Origin of the sequence: Streptomyces sp. NPDC052299 (genome assembly GCF_040679335.1) — a bacterium.
Classification (GTDB): Bacteria; Actinomycetota; Actinomycetes; order Streptomycetales; family Streptomycetaceae; genus Streptomyces.
In genome coordinates this window covers 104,865-120,277 of record NZ_JBFAUP010000013.1, presented here as the reverse complement: position 1 = coordinate 120,277, position 15,413 = coordinate 104,865, and the positions used below count along the sequence as shown (strand labels likewise).

15 protein-coding genes are annotated in these 15,413 nt (G+C 71.7%); 14 read left to right on the top strand and 1 reads right to left on the bottom strand.

The window, feature by feature from the left end; all coding sequences use genetic code 11:
* Positions 1-63 precede the first annotated feature (63 nt).
* From aroC to nusB, 8 genes are all read left to right on the top strand, one after another.
* Positions 64-1,248 (top strand): chorismate synthase, encoded by a 1,185-nt coding sequence (gene aroC / locus AB0L33_RS22595; RefSeq protein ID WP_365684120.1) that lies wholly within the window; start codon positions 64-66, stop codon positions 1,246-1,248.
* Positions 1,245-1,787, top strand: a complete 543-nt coding sequence (locus AB0L33_RS22590; protein WP_361025542.1) for a shikimate kinase — start codon at positions 1,245-1,247, stop codon at positions 1,785-1,787. Before aroC ends, AB0L33_RS22590 begins: the two co-directional genes overlap by 4 nt.
* Entirely contained in the window at positions 1,784-2,878 is a 1,095-nt protein-coding gene (gene aroB, locus AB0L33_RS22585; RefSeq protein ID WP_365684117.1) for a 3-dehydroquinate synthase, read from the top strand. The genes AB0L33_RS22590 and aroB overlap by 4 nt, the downstream gene beginning before the upstream one ends.
* Positions 2,875-3,315, top strand: coding sequence for a type II 3-dehydroquinate dehydratase (gene aroQ / locus AB0L33_RS22580; protein ID WP_365684115.1), 441 nt, complete (start codon positions 2,875-2,877; stop codon positions 3,313-3,315). Before aroB ends, aroQ begins: the two co-directional genes overlap by 4 nt.
* Before the next feature lie 124 nt (positions 3,316-3,439).
* Entirely contained in the window at positions 3,440-4,294 is an 855-nt protein-coding gene (locus tag AB0L33_RS22575) for a Pro-rich N-terminal domain-containing protein (protein WP_365684113.1), read from the top strand.
* Between the two features lie 69 nt (positions 4,295-4,363).
* On the top strand, positions 4,364-5,470 hold the full coding sequence (locus tag AB0L33_RS22570) for a M24 family metallopeptidase (RefSeq protein WP_365684111.1): 1,107 nt from the start codon (positions 4,364-4,366) through the stop codon (positions 5,468-5,470).
* Between the two features lie 51 nt (positions 5,471-5,521).
* Entirely contained in the window at positions 5,522-6,088 is a 567-nt protein-coding gene (gene efp, locus AB0L33_RS22565; RefSeq protein ID WP_365684109.1) for an elongation factor P, read from the top strand.
* 2 nt (positions 6,089-6,090) lie between these two features.
* Positions 6,091-6,522, top strand: a complete 432-nt coding sequence (gene nusB, locus AB0L33_RS22560; RefSeq protein ID WP_365684107.1) for a transcription antitermination factor NusB — start codon at positions 6,091-6,093, stop codon at positions 6,520-6,522.
* Between the two features lie 166 nt (positions 6,523-6,688).
* On the opposite strand, the gene bldD is transcribed toward nusB, so the two are convergent.
* The gene (gene bldD / locus AB0L33_RS22555; protein WP_018103903.1) at positions 6,689-7,189 is read right to left on the bottom strand and encodes a transcriptional regulator BldD; all 501 of its coding nucleotides are present in this window, start codon (positions 7,187-7,189) and stop codon (positions 6,689-6,691) included.
* A gap of 221 nt (positions 7,190-7,410) precedes the next feature.
* Between bldD and pyrR the strand changes: the two genes are divergently transcribed.
* The 6 genes from pyrR to carB all read left to right on the top strand — a co-directional run bounded on the left by pyrR (position 7,411) and on the right by carB (position 15,370).
* A complete protein-coding gene (gene pyrR, locus AB0L33_RS22550; protein ID WP_365684105.1) occupies positions 7,411-7,995 on the top strand; it encodes a bifunctional pyr operon transcriptional regulator/uracil phosphoribosyltransferase PyrR in 585 nt (194 codons plus the stop codon).
* An 84-nt stretch (positions 7,996-8,079) separates the two neighbouring features.
* Complete coding sequence (locus AB0L33_RS22545; protein ID WP_365684322.1) at positions 8,080-9,072, top strand: aspartate carbamoyltransferase catalytic subunit; 993 nt, start codon at positions 8,080-8,082, stop codon at positions 9,070-9,072.
* 2 nt (positions 9,073-9,074) lie between these two features.
* Positions 9,075-10,361 carry a dihydroorotase gene (locus AB0L33_RS22540; protein ID WP_365684103.1) on the top strand — a complete coding sequence of 429 codons (1,287 nt, stop codon included), beginning with the start codon at positions 9,075-9,077 and terminating at the stop codon, positions 10,359-10,361.
* Positions 10,358-10,933 (top strand): hypothetical protein, encoded by a 576-nt coding sequence (locus AB0L33_RS22535; RefSeq protein ID WP_365684101.1) that lies wholly within the window; start codon positions 10,358-10,360, stop codon positions 10,931-10,933. The genes AB0L33_RS22540 and AB0L33_RS22535 overlap by 4 nt, the downstream gene beginning before the upstream one ends.
* On the top strand, positions 10,930-12,069 hold the full coding sequence (gene carA / locus AB0L33_RS22530; RefSeq protein WP_365684099.1) for a glutamine-hydrolyzing carbamoyl-phosphate synthase small subunit: 1,140 nt from the start codon (positions 10,930-10,932) through the stop codon (positions 12,067-12,069). The genes AB0L33_RS22535 and carA overlap by 4 nt, the downstream gene beginning before the upstream one ends.
* Positions 12,062-15,370: a carbamoyl-phosphate synthase large subunit gene (gene carB, locus AB0L33_RS22525; protein WP_365684097.1), complete on the top strand. Its 3,309-nt coding sequence runs from the start codon at positions 12,062-12,064 to the stop codon at positions 15,368-15,370. The genes carA and carB overlap by 8 nt, the downstream gene beginning before the upstream one ends.
* The last annotated feature ends 43 nt before the right edge of the window (positions 15,371-15,413 follow it).

Below are 15,413 nucleotides of genomic sequence, written 5' to 3'. Positions count from 1 at the left end.
GCGGGCCAGGGCCGCGCACCCGGTCGCGCCGCTGGATTTCAGGCGCGAGCATGAGGAGCACCGTTGAGCAGGTTGCGCTGGCTGACCGCGGGGGAGTCGCACGGCCCCGCACTGGTGGCGACGCTGGAGGGCCTTCCCGCCGGCGTCCCGGTCACCACGGAGATGGTGGCGGACGCGCTCGCCCGGCGACGGCTCGGCTACGGCCGCGGTGCGCGGATGAAGTTCGAGCGGGACGAGGTCACCTTCCTCGGTGGCGTCCGGCACGGCCTCACCATGGGCTCCCCGGTCGCCGTCATGGTCGGCAACACCGAGTGGCCCAAGTGGGAGCAGGTCATGTCGGCCGACCCGGTCGACCCCCAGGCGCTGGCCGAGCAGGCCCGTAACGCCCCGCTGACCCGGCCCCGCCCCGGCCACGCCGACCTCGCCGGCATGCAGAAGTACGGCTTCGACGAGGCCCGCCCGGTCCTGGAGCGCGCCAGCGCCCGGGAGACCGCGGCCCGCGTCGCCCTCGGCGCCGTCGCCCGTTCCTACCTCAAGGAGACCGCGGGCATCGAGATCGTCAGCCACGTCGTGGAGCTGGCCGCCGCCAAGGCGCCGTACGGGGTCTACCCGGTCCCCTCCGACGTGGAGCGGCTCGACGCCGACCCGGTGCGCTGCCTCGACGCCGACGCGAGCAAGGCGATGGTGGCCGAGATCGACCAGGCCCACAAGGACGGCGACACCCTCGGCGGCGTCGTCGAGGTGCTGGCGTACGGCGTGCCCGTCGGCCTCGGCTCGCACGTGCACTGGGACCGCCGGCTCGACGCCCGCCTCGCCGGGGCGCTCATGGGCATCCAGGCCATCAAGGGCGTCGAGGTCGGCGACGGCTTCGACCTCGCCCGGGTGCCCGGGTCCAAGGCGCACGACGAGATCCTGGTGACCGAGGACGGCATCAAGCGCGCCTCCGGCCGGGCCGGCGGCACCGAGGGCGGGCTCTCCACCGGCGAACTGCTGCGCGTCCGCGCCGCGATGAAGCCGATCGCCACCGTGCCGCGCGCCCTCGCCACCGTCGACGTGGTGACCGGTGAGCCCGCCAAGGCCCACCACCAGCGCTCCGATGTCTGCGCCGTCCCGGCCGCCGGGATCGTCGCCGAGGCGATGGTCGCCCTGGTCCTGGCCGACGCGGTGGCGGAGAAGTTCGGCGGCGACAGCGTCACCGAGACCCGCCGCAACGTGACGTCGTACCTCGACCACCTCCAGATCCGATGACCGGACCCCTGGTCGTCCTCGTCGGACCCATGGGCGTCGGCAAGTCCACGGTCGGCGAACTGCTCGCGGGCCGGCTGGGCACCGGCTACCGGGACACCGACGCGGACGTCGTCGCGACCGCGGGCAAGCCCATCGCCGAGATTTTCTACGACGAGGGCGAGGACCACTTCCGGGCGCTGGAGCGGGAGGCCGTCCGCGCCGCCGTCGCCGAGCACACCGGCGTCCTCTCGCTCGGCGGCGGGGCCGTCCTGGACGAGTCGACCCGCGCGCTGCTCGCCGGTCACCCGGTCGTCTACCTCTCGATGGACGTGGACGAGGCGGTCAAGCGGGTCGGGCTCAACACCGCCCGCCCGCTGCTCGCGGTCAACCCGCGCCGGCAGTGGCGCGAGCTGATGGAGGCCCGCCGGCACCTCTACACCGAGGTCGCCCGCACGGTCGTCGCCACCGACGAGCGCACACCCGAAGAGGTCGCCCAGGCGGTCCTCGACGCACTGGAGCTGCCGGACGGTGCCCCGTCCGGCCGGGAGAACACACCATGACCCAGCAGGCACCCACCCGCGTCCGCATCGCAGGCAGCGCGGGCACCGACCCGTACGAGGTACTGATCGGCCGGCAGCTCCTCGGCGAGCTGCCCGGGCTCATCGGTGAGCGGGCCAAGCGCGTCGCGGTCCTCCACCCCGAGGCGCTCGCCGAGACCGGCGAGGCGGTCCGCCAGGACCTCGCCGGCCAGGGCTACGAGGCCATCGCGATCCAGCTGCCCAACGCCGAGGAGGCCAAGACCGTCGAGGTCGCCGCCTACTGCTGGAAGGCGCTCGGCCAGACCGGCTTCACCCGCACCGACGTCATCGTCGGCGTCGGCGGCGGCGCCACCACCGACGTGGCCGGCTTCGTCGCCGCCTCCTGGCTGCGCGGGGTGCGCTGGATCGCCGTACCGACGACCGTGCTCGGCATGGTCGACGCGGCGGTCGGCGGCAAGACCGGCATCAACACCGCCGAGGGCAAGAACCTCGTCGGCGCCTTCCACCCCCCGGCCGGCGTCCTCTGCGACCTGGCCGCCCTGGACTCGCTGCCCGTCCACGACTACGTCTCCGGCATGGCCGAGATCATCAAGGCCGGCTTCATCGCCGACCCGGTGATCCTCGACCTGATCGAACAGGACCCGCAGGCCGCCCGTACCCCGGCCGGACCGCACACCGCCGAGCTCATCGAGCGCTCCATCCGGGTCAAGGCCGACGTCGTCTCCTCCGACCTCAAGGAGTCCGGACTCCGCGAGATCCTGAACTACGGCCACACCCTGGGCCACGCGATCGAGAAGAACGAGCGCTACAAGTGGCGCCACGGCGCCGCCGTCTCCGTCGGCATGGTCTTCGCCGCCGAACTGGGCCGGCTGGCCGGCCGCCTGGACGACGCCACCGCCGACCGGCACCGCGCGATCCTCGAATCCGTCGGGCTGCCCCTCACCTACCGGGGGGACCAGTGGCCCAAGCTGCTGGAGAACATGAAGGTCGACAAGAAGTCGCGCGGCGACCTGCTGCGCTTCATCGTCCTGGACGGCCTCGGCAAGCCCGCCGTCCTGGAGGGCCCCGACCCGGCCGTCCTGCTCGCCGCCTACGGGGAGGTCTCGGCATGACCCGCCGGGTCCTCGTGCTCAACGGCCCCAACCTCGGCCGCCTCGGCTCCCGCGAGCCCGACGTCTACGGCTCCACGTCGTACGCCGGCCTCGTGGAGGCGTGCCGTGCCCTCGGCAAGGAACTCGGCTTCGACGCCGACGTGCGCGAGACCAACGACGAGGGCGAGCTGATCCGCTGGCTCCACGAGGCCGCCGACGGATCGATTCCGGTCGTCATCAACCCCGGTGCCTTCACGCACTATTCGTACGGCATGCGGGACGCGGCCGCCCAGCGCACCGCTCCGCTGATCGAGGTCCACATCTCGAACCCGTACGCACGGGAGGAATTCCGCCACACCTCGGTGATCGCCCCGGTCGCCACCGGGACCGTGGCCGGATTCGGCATCGGCTCCTACCGTCTCGCCCTGCGCGCCCTGGCGGAGGAACTCGCGGACTGAGCAGGGCAGCACGGAGCCCCGGGCACTCCGTACCTGTCCCGGCCGTTGTCCGTGTGGCGGCCGGGGAAGGTACGGTTGCCGTTGCACCAGCGCCAGTTGCCTGTACGAGACGGAGTTGCACCGGATGCAGCACGCAGTGGGGGCCCCGCTGCCTCCGCCCCAGGGTCCCGGAAACGGCCCCGTCGGCTGGCCGCACCAGGCCCAGCACCCCGGCCCGCCGCACCAGCCCCCGGCCGGCCCGCCCGCCGGGCACCCCGGACCGCCGCCCTCGGGCCCGCCCGCGCCGCAGGGGCAGGGCTGGAGCGGACCGGCGCCGCAGCAGACTCCGGCCCCGGCCGCCCGCGAGACCACCGGGCACATCCAGCTGCCGCCCGGCAGGCCCGTTCCGCTGCCGGCCCCGCCCGCCGGGCCCGGCACGGGCAACGCGACGCTCGCGGTGCTCCTCATCGGCCCGGCGGGCGCCGGCAAGACCACGGTGGCCCGGCTCTGGGCGGCCCGCCGCCGGGTGCCCACCGCGCACGTCAGCCTGGACGACGTCCGGGAGTGGGTCTGCTCCGGCTTCGCGGACCCGCAGGCCGGGTGGAACGACCAGTCGGAGGCCCAGTACCGGCTGGCCCGCCGCACCTGCGGCTTCGCCGCCCGCAACTTCCTGGCCAACGGGATCTCCTGCATCCTGGACGACGCCGTGTTCCCGGACCGGCCGGTCGTCGGCCTCGGCGGCTGGAAGCGGCACGTCGGCCCCGGGCTCCTGCCCGTCGTGCTGCTGCCCGGCCTGGAGATCGTCCTGGAGCGCAACGCGGAGCGAAGCGGCAACCGCCGCCTCTCCGACGAGGAGGTCGCCCGCATCCACGGCCGGATGGCCGGCTGGTACGGTTCCGGGCTCCCGATCATCGACAACTCGACGTACGACGTGGAGACCACCGCCCGGGTCCTCGACGACATACTCGCCCGGTCCCTGGCCAGCCCTCCTTCCTGGTGAGGCGGCGGCCGCCCCCCGGTCGGATGCGCCCGCCGGGCGGTCCCGGCGCCCCGCTCGTACGCTCGACGCATGTCAGAGGTGTACGCCGTCCGACGCGGGCTGCTCCGCGACCGGTGCGCCGCAGTCGGATCCGCGGCCGCCCTGGTCTCCCGCCCCGCCAACGTCCGCTACCTGGCCGGGGGAGCGCCCCCGGGTGCCGTGCTCCTGCTCGGCCCCGGCGAGGACGTCCTGCTGTGCCCACGCCCGCCCACCGGTGACCCGGCCGACGGGCGCACCGACGAGCACCTGCGGGTCGACCCGCTGCCGGTGGCGGGCGGGGACCCCGTGGTCGCCGCCGCCGACCTCGCCGCGACGGCCGGGGCGGAGTCGCTGGCCGTCGAGGAGCACGACCTGACGGTCGCCCGGCACCGGGCCATGGCCTCGGTCGCGCCCAGGCTGCGGCTGGCCGACCTGGGCGCGACGGTCGAGCAGTTGCGCATCGTCAAGGACGAGGAGGAGATCGGCTGCCTGCGGATCGCGGCCGAGATCACCGACCAGGCCCTGGGCGAACTCCTCGAATCGATCCTCGTCGGCCGCACCGAACGGCACCTGGCGCTGGAGCTGGAGCGCCGGCTGGTGGACCACGGCGCCGACGGCCCCGCCTTCGCGACCTCCGTCGCCACCGGCCCCAATTCCGGACGGGGCCGCCACCGGCCCTCGGACCGGAGGGTCGAGGAAGGAGATTTCCTCTCGGTCTGTCTGGGCGCCAACTACCGCGGCTACCGCTGCGAGATCGGCCGGACCTTCGTCATCGGAACGGCGCCCGCCGACTGGCAGATCGAGCTGTACGAGCTGGTTTTCGCCGCTCAGCGGGCCGGCCGCGAAGCCCTGCTGCCCGGCGCCGAGTACCGCGACGTGGACCGGGCAGCCCGCCATCTCCTGGACTCCGCGGGCCACGGTGAGGGCCTGGCGCCGTACACGGGCCACGGGGTGGGGCTCGAAATCGACGAGGACCCGCAGCTGTCACCCGCCGCCATGGGTAAACTGGACGCTTGTGTGCCGGTCACCGTCGAACCGGGGGTCCACCTCCCGGGCCGGGGCGGGGTCCGGATCGATGACACGCTCGTCGTGCGCCCCGAGGCGGACGGCGGACCCGAGCTACTCACCATTACGACCAAGGAACTGCTCGCGCTCTAGCGCGCGTCCCTCGGTCGTTCCACCAGCTTCAGCCCAGGAGATTCCGCAACCGTGGCTTCCACGAACGACCTCAAGAACGGCATGGTGCTCAAGCTCGACGGAGGCCAGCTCTGGTCCGTCGTCGAGTTCCAGCACGTCAAGCCCGGCAAGGGCCCGGCCTTCGTGCGCACCAAGCTCAAGAACGTGCTCTCCGGCAAGGTCGTCGACAAGACCTTCAACGCCGGCATCAAGGTCGAGACGGCCACGGTCGACAAGCGCGACATGCAGTTCTCGTACATGGACGGCGAGTACTTCGTCTTCATGGACATGGACACCTACGACCAGCTGATGGTCGACCGCAAGGCCGTCGGTGACGCCGCCAACTTCCTGATCGAGGGCTTCACGGCCTCCGTCGCCCAGCACGACGGCGAGGTGCTCTACGTCGAGCTGCCGGCCGCCGTCGAGCTGACGATCCAGCACACCGACCCGGGCGTCCAGGGCGACCGCTCCACCGGCGGCACCAAGCCGGCCACGCTGGAGACCGGCTACGAGATCGGTGTTCCGCTCTTCATCACCACGGGTGAGAAGATCAAGGTCGACACCCGCTCCGGCGAGTACCTCAGCCGGGTGAACAAGTAGTCGTGGCTGCTCGCAACACGGCGCGCAAGCGCGCCTTCCAGATCCTCTTCGAGGCCGACCAGCGCGGCGAGTCCGTGCTGACGGTCCTCGCGGACTGGGTACGGCACTCGCGGTCCGACACCCGCCAGCCGCCGGTCACCGAGTACACGATGGAGCTCGTGGAGGGGTACGCGCAGTACGCGGACCGCATCGACGACCTCATCGTCACCTACGCCGTGGACTGGGAGCTCGACCGCATGCCGGTCGCCGACCGGAACATCCTGCGGCTCGGTGCGTACGAGCTGATCTGGGTCGACGGGACCCCGGACGCGGTGGTCATCGACGAGGCGGTGCAGATCGCCAAGGAGTTCTCCACCGACGACTCCCCGTCCTTCGTGAACGGCCTGCTGGCCCGTTTCAAGGACCTCAAGCCGAATCTCCGCCGGGAGCAGTGACCCGGCGGCATTCCGCCGACGAAGGGCCCATGGCAGAAGCCGTGGGCCCTTCGGCATGTCGGCGCGCATCCCCCGGGCGGTACGGGGCGCGAAAAAAGCCGGGCCCGGCGGGGCACCCGAACGGGTGTCCCGCCGAACCCGGCGGCACGTTTCTCCGAGGGGCTGCTCAGCCCTCGTCGTGGGCGACGGCGCGGCGCGCGTCCGCGTCGAGCACGCCCCAGCTGATCAGCTGCTCGGTCAGCACCGAAGGCGACTGGTCGTAGATCACGGCCAGCGTGCGCAGGTCGTCCTGGCGGATCGACAGCACCTTGCCGTTGTAGTCGCCGCGCTGGCTCTGGATCGTCGCCGCGTAACGCTGGAGGGGGCCGGCCTTCTCCGGCGGCACGTGCGCCAGGCGCTCCAGCTGGAGGACCAGCTTCGGCGGCGGCTCGGCGGCACCGCCGGGCGTCGTGCCCGGCAGGAGCTCCTGGACCGGAACGCCGTAGAAGTCCGCCAGCTCGGCAAGGCGCTGCACGGTCACGGCACGGTCGCCGCGCTCGTACGAACCGACCACGACGGCCTTCCAGCGGCCCTGCGACTTCTCCTCCACGCCGTGGAGGGAGAGGCCCTGCTGGGTGCGGATGGCACGGAGCTTGGCCCCGAGCTGTTTTGCGTATTCGCTGGACATAAGGCTCCCCGGACGCTGGAACGTACGCGGCTGGGCCGCGTGGCTGGTAACTCACTGTGAGGTTACGCAGCGTTACTTGGTCGCGTCAAGCTGAGATGGTCCGTACCGGCCTCACCCGGGGGTGCGGGCGAGCTCCGGCACGGGCCCTGGTAACGTGGATGACGCAATTTCGACGTCCTTTAAGGTCCGTCCCGTGAGGCGGAGAAGGAGGTCCGTTTCTTATGGACGCACAGCACGACGCCACCGGCAATGCGGCACGCCCCGTTCTGGAGGCTCCCGACATCGCCCGGGTCCTGACCCGCATCGCCCACGAGATCGTCGAACGCGCCAAGGGCGCCGACGACGTGGTGCTCCTCGGCATCCCGACTCGCGGGGTCTTCCTCGCCGGCAGGCTCGCCGCCAAGCTCGAAGAGATCACCGGCCGCACGATCCCGGTCGGCTCCCTCGACATCACGATGTACCGCGACGACCTGAGGCTGCGCCCCGCGCGCGCCCTGGCCCGCACCGAGATCCCCGGCGACGGCATCGAGGGCCGCCTGGTCGTTCTGGTGGACGACGTCCTCTTCTCCGGCCGCACCATCCGCGCCGCCCTCGACGCGCTCGGCGACATCGGCCGGCCCCGCGCCGTGCAGCTCGCGGTCCTCGTGGACCGCGGCCACCGTGAACTGCCGATCCGCGCCGACTACGTCGGCAAGAACCTCCCCACGTCGCTGCGGGAGACGGTCAAGGTCCAGCTCGCCGAGGAGGACGGCCGCGACGCCGTGCTGCTCGGGGTCGAGCAGGCCGCCCCCGCGGTCGAGCGCTAGCTCACGCCCGTACGGCCGCCCGCCGTGCGGCGGCTTCCGCGCGCCCGCATGCCTGAAACCTCCAGCCACCCGGAGAACACCCAGATGAAGCGTCACCTCATCTCGGCCGCCGACCTCACCCGCGACGACGCCGTCCTGATCCTCGACACCGCCGAGGAGATGGCCAGGGTCGCCGACCGGCCGATCAAGAAGCTCCCGACCCTGCGCGGCCGGACCGTCGTCAACCTCTTCTTCGAGGACTCGACGCGTACCCGCATCTCCTTCGAGGCGGCCGCCAAGCGGCTGTCCGCCGACGTCATCAACTTCTCCGCGAAGGGCTCGTCCGTCTCCAAGGGCGAATCCCTCAAGGACACCGCCCTGACGCTGGAGGCGATGGGTGCCGACGCCGTCGTCATCCGCCACGGCGCCTCCGGAGCCCCGTACCGGCTGGCCACCTCCGGCTGGATCGACGGCGCGGTCGTCAACGCCGGAGACGGCACCCACGAGCACCCCACCCAGGCACTCCTGGACGCGTTCACGATGCGCCGCAGGCTCGTCGGCGCCGACGCCGGGCTCGGCAAGGACCTCGACGGCCGCCGGATCACCATCGTCGGCGACATCCTGCACAGCCGGGTCGCCCGCTCCAACGTCCACCTGCTGAACACGCTCGGCGCCCACGTCACCCTCGTCGCCCCGCCCACCCTGGTCCCGGTCGGCGTCGAGCAGTGGCCCTGCGACGTCAGCTACGGCCTGGACGAGGTGCTGCCCCAGTCGGACGCTGTGATGATGCTTCGTGTGCAGCGCGAGCGGATGAACGCCGCCTACTTCCCGACCGAGCGCGAGTACTCGCGCCGCTACGGCCTGGACGGCGAGCGGATGGCGAGGATGCCGGAGCACGCCGTCGTCATGCACCCGGGCCCCATGGTCCGCGGCATGGAGATCACCGCCGAGGTCGCCGACTCCGACCGCTGCACGGTCGTGGAGCAGGTCGCCAACGGCGTCTCCATCCGCATGGCCGTGCTCTACCTGCTGCTCGGCGGTTACGAGTCATCCGCCCACCCGTCGCCCACCGCCGCCCGTACCGAGGAGAACAAGTAACCATGAGCAAGATCCTTATCCGCGGTGCGAAGGTACTCGGCGGCGACCCGCAGGACGTCCTCATCGACGGCGAGACCATCGCCGCGGTCGGCACCGGCCTCGACGCCGAGGGCGCCACCGTGATCGAGGCGGCGGGCCAGGTCCTGCTGCCCGGCCTGGTCGACCTCCACACCCACCTGCGCGAGCCCGGCCGCGAGGACTCCGAGACCGTCCTCACCGGAACCAAGGCCGCCGCGGCCGGTGGCTTCACCGCCGTCCACGCCATGGCCAACACCTTCCCGGTCGCCGACACCGCCGGTGTGGTCGAGCAGGTCTGGCGCCTCGGCAAGGAGTCCGGCTACTGCGACGTCCAGCCCGTCGGGGCCGTCACCGTCGGCCTGGAGGGCAAGCAGCTCGCCGAGCTCGGCGCGATGCACGACTCCGCCGCCGGGGTGAAGGTCTTCTCCGACGACGGGAAGTGCGTGGACGACGCGGTCATCATGCGCCGCGCCCTGGAGTACGTGAAGGCGTTCGACGGCGTCGTCGCCCAGCACGCCCAGGAGCCCCGCCTCACCGAAGGCGCCCAGATGAACGAGGGCGTCGTCTCGGCCGAGCTGGGCCTCGGCGGCTGGCCGGCCGTCGCCGAGGAGTCGATCATCGCCCGCGACGTCCTGCTCGCCGCGCACGTCGGCTCCCGGGTCCACATCTGCCACCTGTCGACCGCGGGCTCCGTGGAGATCGTGCGCTGGGCCAAGTCCAAGGGCTGGAACGTCACCGCCGAGGTCACCCCGCACCACCTGCTCCTCACCGACGAGCTCGTCCGGTCCTACAACCCGGTCTACAAGGTGAACCCGCCGCTGCGCACCGAGGGCGACGTGCGGGCGCTGCGCGAGGCCCTGGCCGATGGCACGATCGACTGCGTCGCCACCGACCACGCCCCGCACCCGCACGAGGACAAGGACTGCGAGTGGGCCGCGGCCGCCATGGGCATGGTGGGCCTGGAGACCGCGCTGTCCGTGGTCCAGCAGACGATGGTCGAGACCGGGCTGCTCGACTGGGCCGGTGTCGCCGACCGCATGTCGGCCCGCCCCGCGGCCATCGGACGGCTCGAAGGACACGGCCGCCCCGTCTCGGCCGGTGAGCCCGCCAACCTCACCCTGGTCGATCCGGCATACCGTGGAGAGGTGGACCCCGCGGGCTTCGCCTCCCGCAGCCGCAACACCCCGTACGAGGGTCGCGAGCTGCCGGGCCGAGTGACCCACACCTTCCTGCGGGGCCGTGCCACGGTCGTCGACGGGAAGCTCGCGTGACAACACAGACCCTGTACCAACTCGCCGCCGAGCAGAAGTCGGCGGAAGTGACCGACTGGTCCGCGCGGATCAGCTGGGTGATCGGACTCGTCGTCCTCGTCGTGTTCGTCTACTGGCTGATGCGTCAGGGCTGGAAGTGGCGCGGGAACCTCCAGTCCGACCTGCCCGCCCCGGCCACCGCGCCGGAGGGCTTCGCGGACGGCGAGCGGCTGCTCACCCTCTACGGCCGCTACCACGCGTCGACCACGGCCGGGCAGTGGCTCGACCGGATCGTCGCCCACGGCCTCGGCACCCGCAGCCGCGTCGAGCTGACCCTCACCGCCGAGGGCCTCGACGTCGTACGGCCCGGCGCCGCGGACTTCTTCGTCCCGGCCGCCGACCTGCGCGGCGCCCGCACCGAAAGGGCACTGGCGGGCAAGGTCCTGCCCGAGGGCGGACTCCTCGTCATCACCTGGGCGCTCGGCGACCGGCTGATCGACTCCGGTTTCCGCTCCGACCACTCGGCCGAACACCCCGCCTGGGTCGACGCCGTCAACCACCTCACCAGCACTACGGAAGGCATCGCACGATGACGACCTCCACCCGGGGAGCCCAGGTTCCCGCCGTACTCGTCCTGGAGGACGGCCGCACCTTCCGCGGCCGCGCCTACGGGGCTGTGGGGGAGACCTTCGGCGAGGCGGTCTTCTCCACCGGCATGACCGGCTACCAGGAGACGCTGACCGACCCCTCGTACCACCGCCAGGTCGTCGTGATGACCGCCCCGCACGTCGGCAACACCGGCGTCAACGACGAGGACCCCGAGTCCCAGCGGATCTGGGTCTCCGGCTACGTCGTCCGCGACCCCGCCCGGACGCCCTCCAACTGGCGCTCCCGCCGCACCCTGGACGAGGAGCTGGCGAACCAGGGCGTCGTCGGCATCAGCGGCGTCGACACCCGCGCCCTCACCCGCCACCTGCGCGAGCGCGGCGCCATGCGCGTCGGCATCTTCTCCGGCGAGGCCGTCACCGACGAGGCGGCGATGCTGGCCCGCGTCCAGGAGGCCCCCGAGATGAAGGGTGCCGACCTGTCCGCGGAGGTCGCCACCAAGGAGGCGTACGTCGTCCCCGCGATCGGCACCAAGAAGTTCACGGTCGCCGCGGTCGACCTCGGCATCAAGGGCATGACCCCGCACCGGATGGCCGAGCGCGGCATCGAGGTCCACGTGCTGCCCGCCACCGCCACCCTGGAGGAGGTCTACGCGGTCGCCCCGGACGGCGTCTTCTTCTCCAACGGCCCCGGCGACCCGTCCACCGCCGACCACCCCGTCGCGCTGATGCAGGGCGTCCTGGAGCGGAAGACCCCGCTCTTCGGCATCTGCTTCGGCAACCAGATCCTGGGCCGCGCGCTCGGCTTCGGCACGTACAAGCTGAAGTACGGCCACCGCGGCATCAACCAGCCCGTGCAGGACCGCTCGACCGGCAAGGTCGAGGTCACCGCGCACAACCACGGCTTCGCCGTCGACGCCCCCCTCGACAAGGTCTCCGACACCGCCTACGGGCGGGCCGAGGTCTCCCACGTGTGCCTGAACGACCAGGTGGTCGAGGGCCTTCAGCTGCTCGACCGGCCGGCCTTCAGCGTCCAGTACCACCCCGAGGCGGCCGCCGGCCCGCACGACGCCGCGTACCTCTTCGACCGCTTCGTTTCCCTGATGGAGGGCCAGCGTGCCTAAGCGCTCCGATATCCAGTCCGTCCTGGTCATCGGCTCCGGTCCGATCGTCATCGGGCAGGCCGCCGAGTTCGACTACTCCGGTACCCAGGCGTGCCGCGTGCTCAAGGCCGAGGGCCTGCGCGTCATCCTGGTGAACTCCAACCCGGCGACGATCATGACCGACCCGGAGATCGCCGACGCCACCTACGTCGAGCCGATCACCCCCGAGTTCGTCGAGAAGATCATCGCGAAGGAGCGCCCCGACGCGCTGCTTCCCACCCTGGGCGGCCAGACCGCGCTGAACACCGCGATCTCCATGCACGACAACGGTGTGCTGGAGAAGTACGGCGTCGAGCTCATCGGCGCCAACGTCGAGGCCATCAACAAGGGCGAGGACCGCGACCTCTTCAAGGGCGTCGTGGAGGCCGTCAAGGAGAAGATCGGCTACGGCGAGTCCGCCCGCTCGGTCATCTGCCACTCCATGGACGACGTCCTCGCCGGCGTCGACACCCTCGGCGGCTACCCCGTCGTCGTCCGCCCCTCCTTCACCATGGGCGGCGCCGGCTCCGGCTTCGCCCACGACGAGGAGGAGCTGCGCCGCATCGCGGGCCAGGGCCTCACGCTCTCCCCGACCACCGAGGTGCTCCTCGAAGAGTCCATCCTCGGCTGGAAGGAGTACGAGCTGGAGCTGATGCGCGACCGCAACGACAACGTCGTGGTCGTCTGCTCCATCGAGAACTTCGACCCGATGGGCGTCCACACCGGCGACTCGATCACCGTCGCGCCGGCGATGACCCTCACCGACCGCGAGTACCAGCGGCTGCGCGACATCGGCATCGCGATCATCCGCGAGGTCGGCGTCGACACCGGCGGCTGCAACATCCAGTTCGCGATCGACCCCACCGACGGCCGCGTCATCGTCATCGAGATGAACCCGCGCGTCTCCCGCTCCTCGGCGCTCGCCTCCAAGGCCACCGGCTTCCCGATCGCCAAGATCGCCGCCAAGCTGGCCGTCGGCTACACGCTGGACGAGATCCCCAACGACATCACCGAGAAGACCCCGGCCTCCTTCGAGCCGACCCTCGACTACGTCGTCGTCAAGGCCCCGCGCTTCGCCTTCGAGAAGTTCCCCTCCGCCGACTCCACCCTCACCACCACCATGAAGTCGGTGGGCGAGGCCATGGCGATCGGCCGGAACTTCACGGAGGCCCTGCAGAAGGCCCTGCGCTCCCTGGAGAAGAAGGGCTCGCAGTTCACCTTCACCGGCGACCCCGGCGACAAGGCCGAGCTGCTGGCCGAGGCGGTCCGCCCGACCGATGGCCGCATCAACACCGTCATGCAGGCGATCCGGGCCGGTGCCACCCAGGAGGAGGTCTTCGACGCCACGAAGATCGACCCCTGGTTCGTGGACCAGCTCTTCCTGATCAAGGAGATCGCCGACGAGCTGGCCGCCGCCGACAAGCTCGGCCCCGAGCTGCTGGCCGAGGCCAAGCGGCACGGCTTCTCGGACGTCCAGATCGCCGAGATCCGCGACCTGCGCGAGGACGTCGTCCGCGAGGTCCGCCACGCGCTCGGCATCCGCCCGGTCTACAAGACGGTCGACACCTGCGCCGCCGAGTTCGCCGCGAAGACGCCGTACTTCTACTCCTCCTACGACGAGGAGACCGAGGTCGCGCCCCGCACCAAGCCCGCGGTGATCATCCTGGGCTCCGGCCCCAACCGCATCGGCCAGGGCATCGAGTTCGACTACTCCTGCGTCCACGCCTCCTTCGCGCTCAGCGACGCCGGCTACGAGACCGTGATGGTCAACTGCAACCCGGAGACGGTCTCCACCGACTACGACACGTCCGACCGCCTGTACTTCGAGCCGCTGACGCTCGAGGACGTGCTGGAGATCGTGCACGCCGAGTCGCTGGCGGGCCCGGTCGCGGGCGTCGTCGTCCAGCTCGGCGGCCAGACCCCGCTGGGCCTGTCCCAGGCGCTCAAGGACAACGGCGTGCCCGTCGTCGGCACCTCCCCGGAGGCGATCCACGCCGCCGAGGACCGCGGCGCCTTCGGCCGCGTCCTGGCCGAGGCCGGCCTGCCCGCTCCCAAGCACGGCACCGCCACCACCTTCGCCGAGGCCAAGGAGATCGCCGACGAGATCGGCTACCCCGTCCTCGTCCGCCCCTCGTACGTGCTCGGCGGGCGCGGCATGGAGATCGTGTACGACGAGACCCGGCTCTCGGCGTACATCTCCGAGTCCACCGAGATCAGCCCCACCCGGCCGGTCCTGGTCGACCGCTTCCTGGACGACGCCATCGAGATCGACGTCGACGCCCTCTACGACGGCACCGAGCTCTACCTCGGCGGCGTCATGGAGCACATCGAGGAGGCCGGCATCCACTCCGGCGACTCCGCCTGCGCGCTGCCCCCGATCACCCTCGGCGGCCACGACGTCAAGCGGCTGCGCGCCTCCACGGAGGCCATCGCCAAGGGCGTCGGCGTCCGGGGCCTGATCAACATCCAGTTCGCACTCTCCGGTGACATCCTCTACGTCCTGGAGGCCAACCCGCGCGCCTCCCGGACCGTCCCCTTCACCTCGAAGGCGACCGCGGTCCCGCTCGCCAAGGCCGCCGCCCGGATCTCGCTGGGCGCGACCGTGGCCGGGCTGCGCGAGGAGGGCCTGCTGCCGAAGAGCGGCGACGGCGGCACGCTGCCGCTGGACGCGCCGATCTCCGTCAAGGAGGCCGTCATGCCGTGGTCGCGCTTCCGCGACATCCACGGCCGGGGCGTCGACACCATCCTCGGCCCGGAGATGCGCTCCACCGGCGAGGTCATGGGCATCGACTCGGTCTTCGGCACCGCGTACGCCAAGTCGCAGGCCGGCGCCTACGGGCCGCTGCCCACCAAGGGCCGCGCCTTCATCTCGGTCGCCAACCGCGACAAGCGCTCGATGATCTTCCCGGCCCGCGAGCTGGTCGCCCACGGCTTCGAGCTGCTGGCCACCTCCGGCACGGCCGAGGTCCTGAAGCGCAACGGCATCAACGCCACGGTCGTGCGCAAGCAGTCCGAGGGGACGGGCCCGAACGGCGAGCCGACCATCGTCCAGCTGATCCACGAGGGCGGTGTCGACCTCATCGTCAACACCCCGTACGGCACCGGCGGCCGGCTCGACGGCTACGAGATCCGCACCGCGGCCGTCTCCCGCTCCGTGCCCTGCCTGACCACGGTCCAGGCACTCGCCGCGGCCGTCCAGGGCATCGACGCCCTCAACAACGGCGACGTCGGCGTCCGTTCCCTCCAGGAACACGCGGAACATCTGACCGCGGCCCGCGACTAGGAAGCCCACAGGGGGACACCGGAAACGGTGTCCCCCTCTTCAT

Excerpts from the sequence above, each read along its gene's own strand:
- AB0L33_RS22575 (WP_365684113.1), top strand. The coding sequence starts at position 3,440 with ATGCAGCACGCAGTGGGGGCCCCGCTGCCTCCGCCCCAGGGTCCCGGA.
- aroB (WP_365684117.1), top strand. The coding sequence starts at position 1,784 with ATGACCCAGCAGGCACCCACCCGCGTCCGCATCGCAGGCAGCGCGGGC.
- AB0L33_RS22545 (WP_365684322.1), top strand. The coding sequence starts at position 8,080 with ATGAAGCGTCACCTCATCTCGGCCGCCGACCTCACCCGCGACGACGCC.
- AB0L33_RS22590 (WP_361025542.1), top strand. The coding sequence starts at position 1,245 with ATGACCGGACCCCTGGTCGTCCTCGTCGGACCCATGGGCGTCGGCAAG.
- bldD (WP_018103903.1), bottom strand. The coding sequence starts at position 7,189 with ATGTCCAGCGAATACGCAAAACAGCTCGGGGCCAAGCTCCGTGCCATC.
- carA (WP_365684099.1), top strand. The coding sequence starts at position 10,930 with ATGACGACCTCCACCCGGGGAGCCCAGGTTCCCGCCGTACTCGTCCTG.
- aroQ (WP_365684115.1), top strand. The coding sequence starts at position 2,875 with ATGACCCGCCGGGTCCTCGTGCTCAACGGCCCCAACCTCGGCCGCCTC.
- AB0L33_RS22540 (WP_365684103.1), top strand. The coding sequence starts at position 9,075 with ATGAGCAAGATCCTTATCCGCGGTGCGAAGGTACTCGGCGGCGACCCG.
- pyrR (WP_365684105.1), top strand. The coding sequence starts at position 7,411 with ATGGACGCACAGCACGACGCCACCGGCAATGCGGCACGCCCCGTTCTG.
- AB0L33_RS22570 (WP_365684111.1), top strand. The coding sequence starts at position 4,364 with ATGTCAGAGGTGTACGCCGTCCGACGCGGGCTGCTCCGCGACCGGTGC.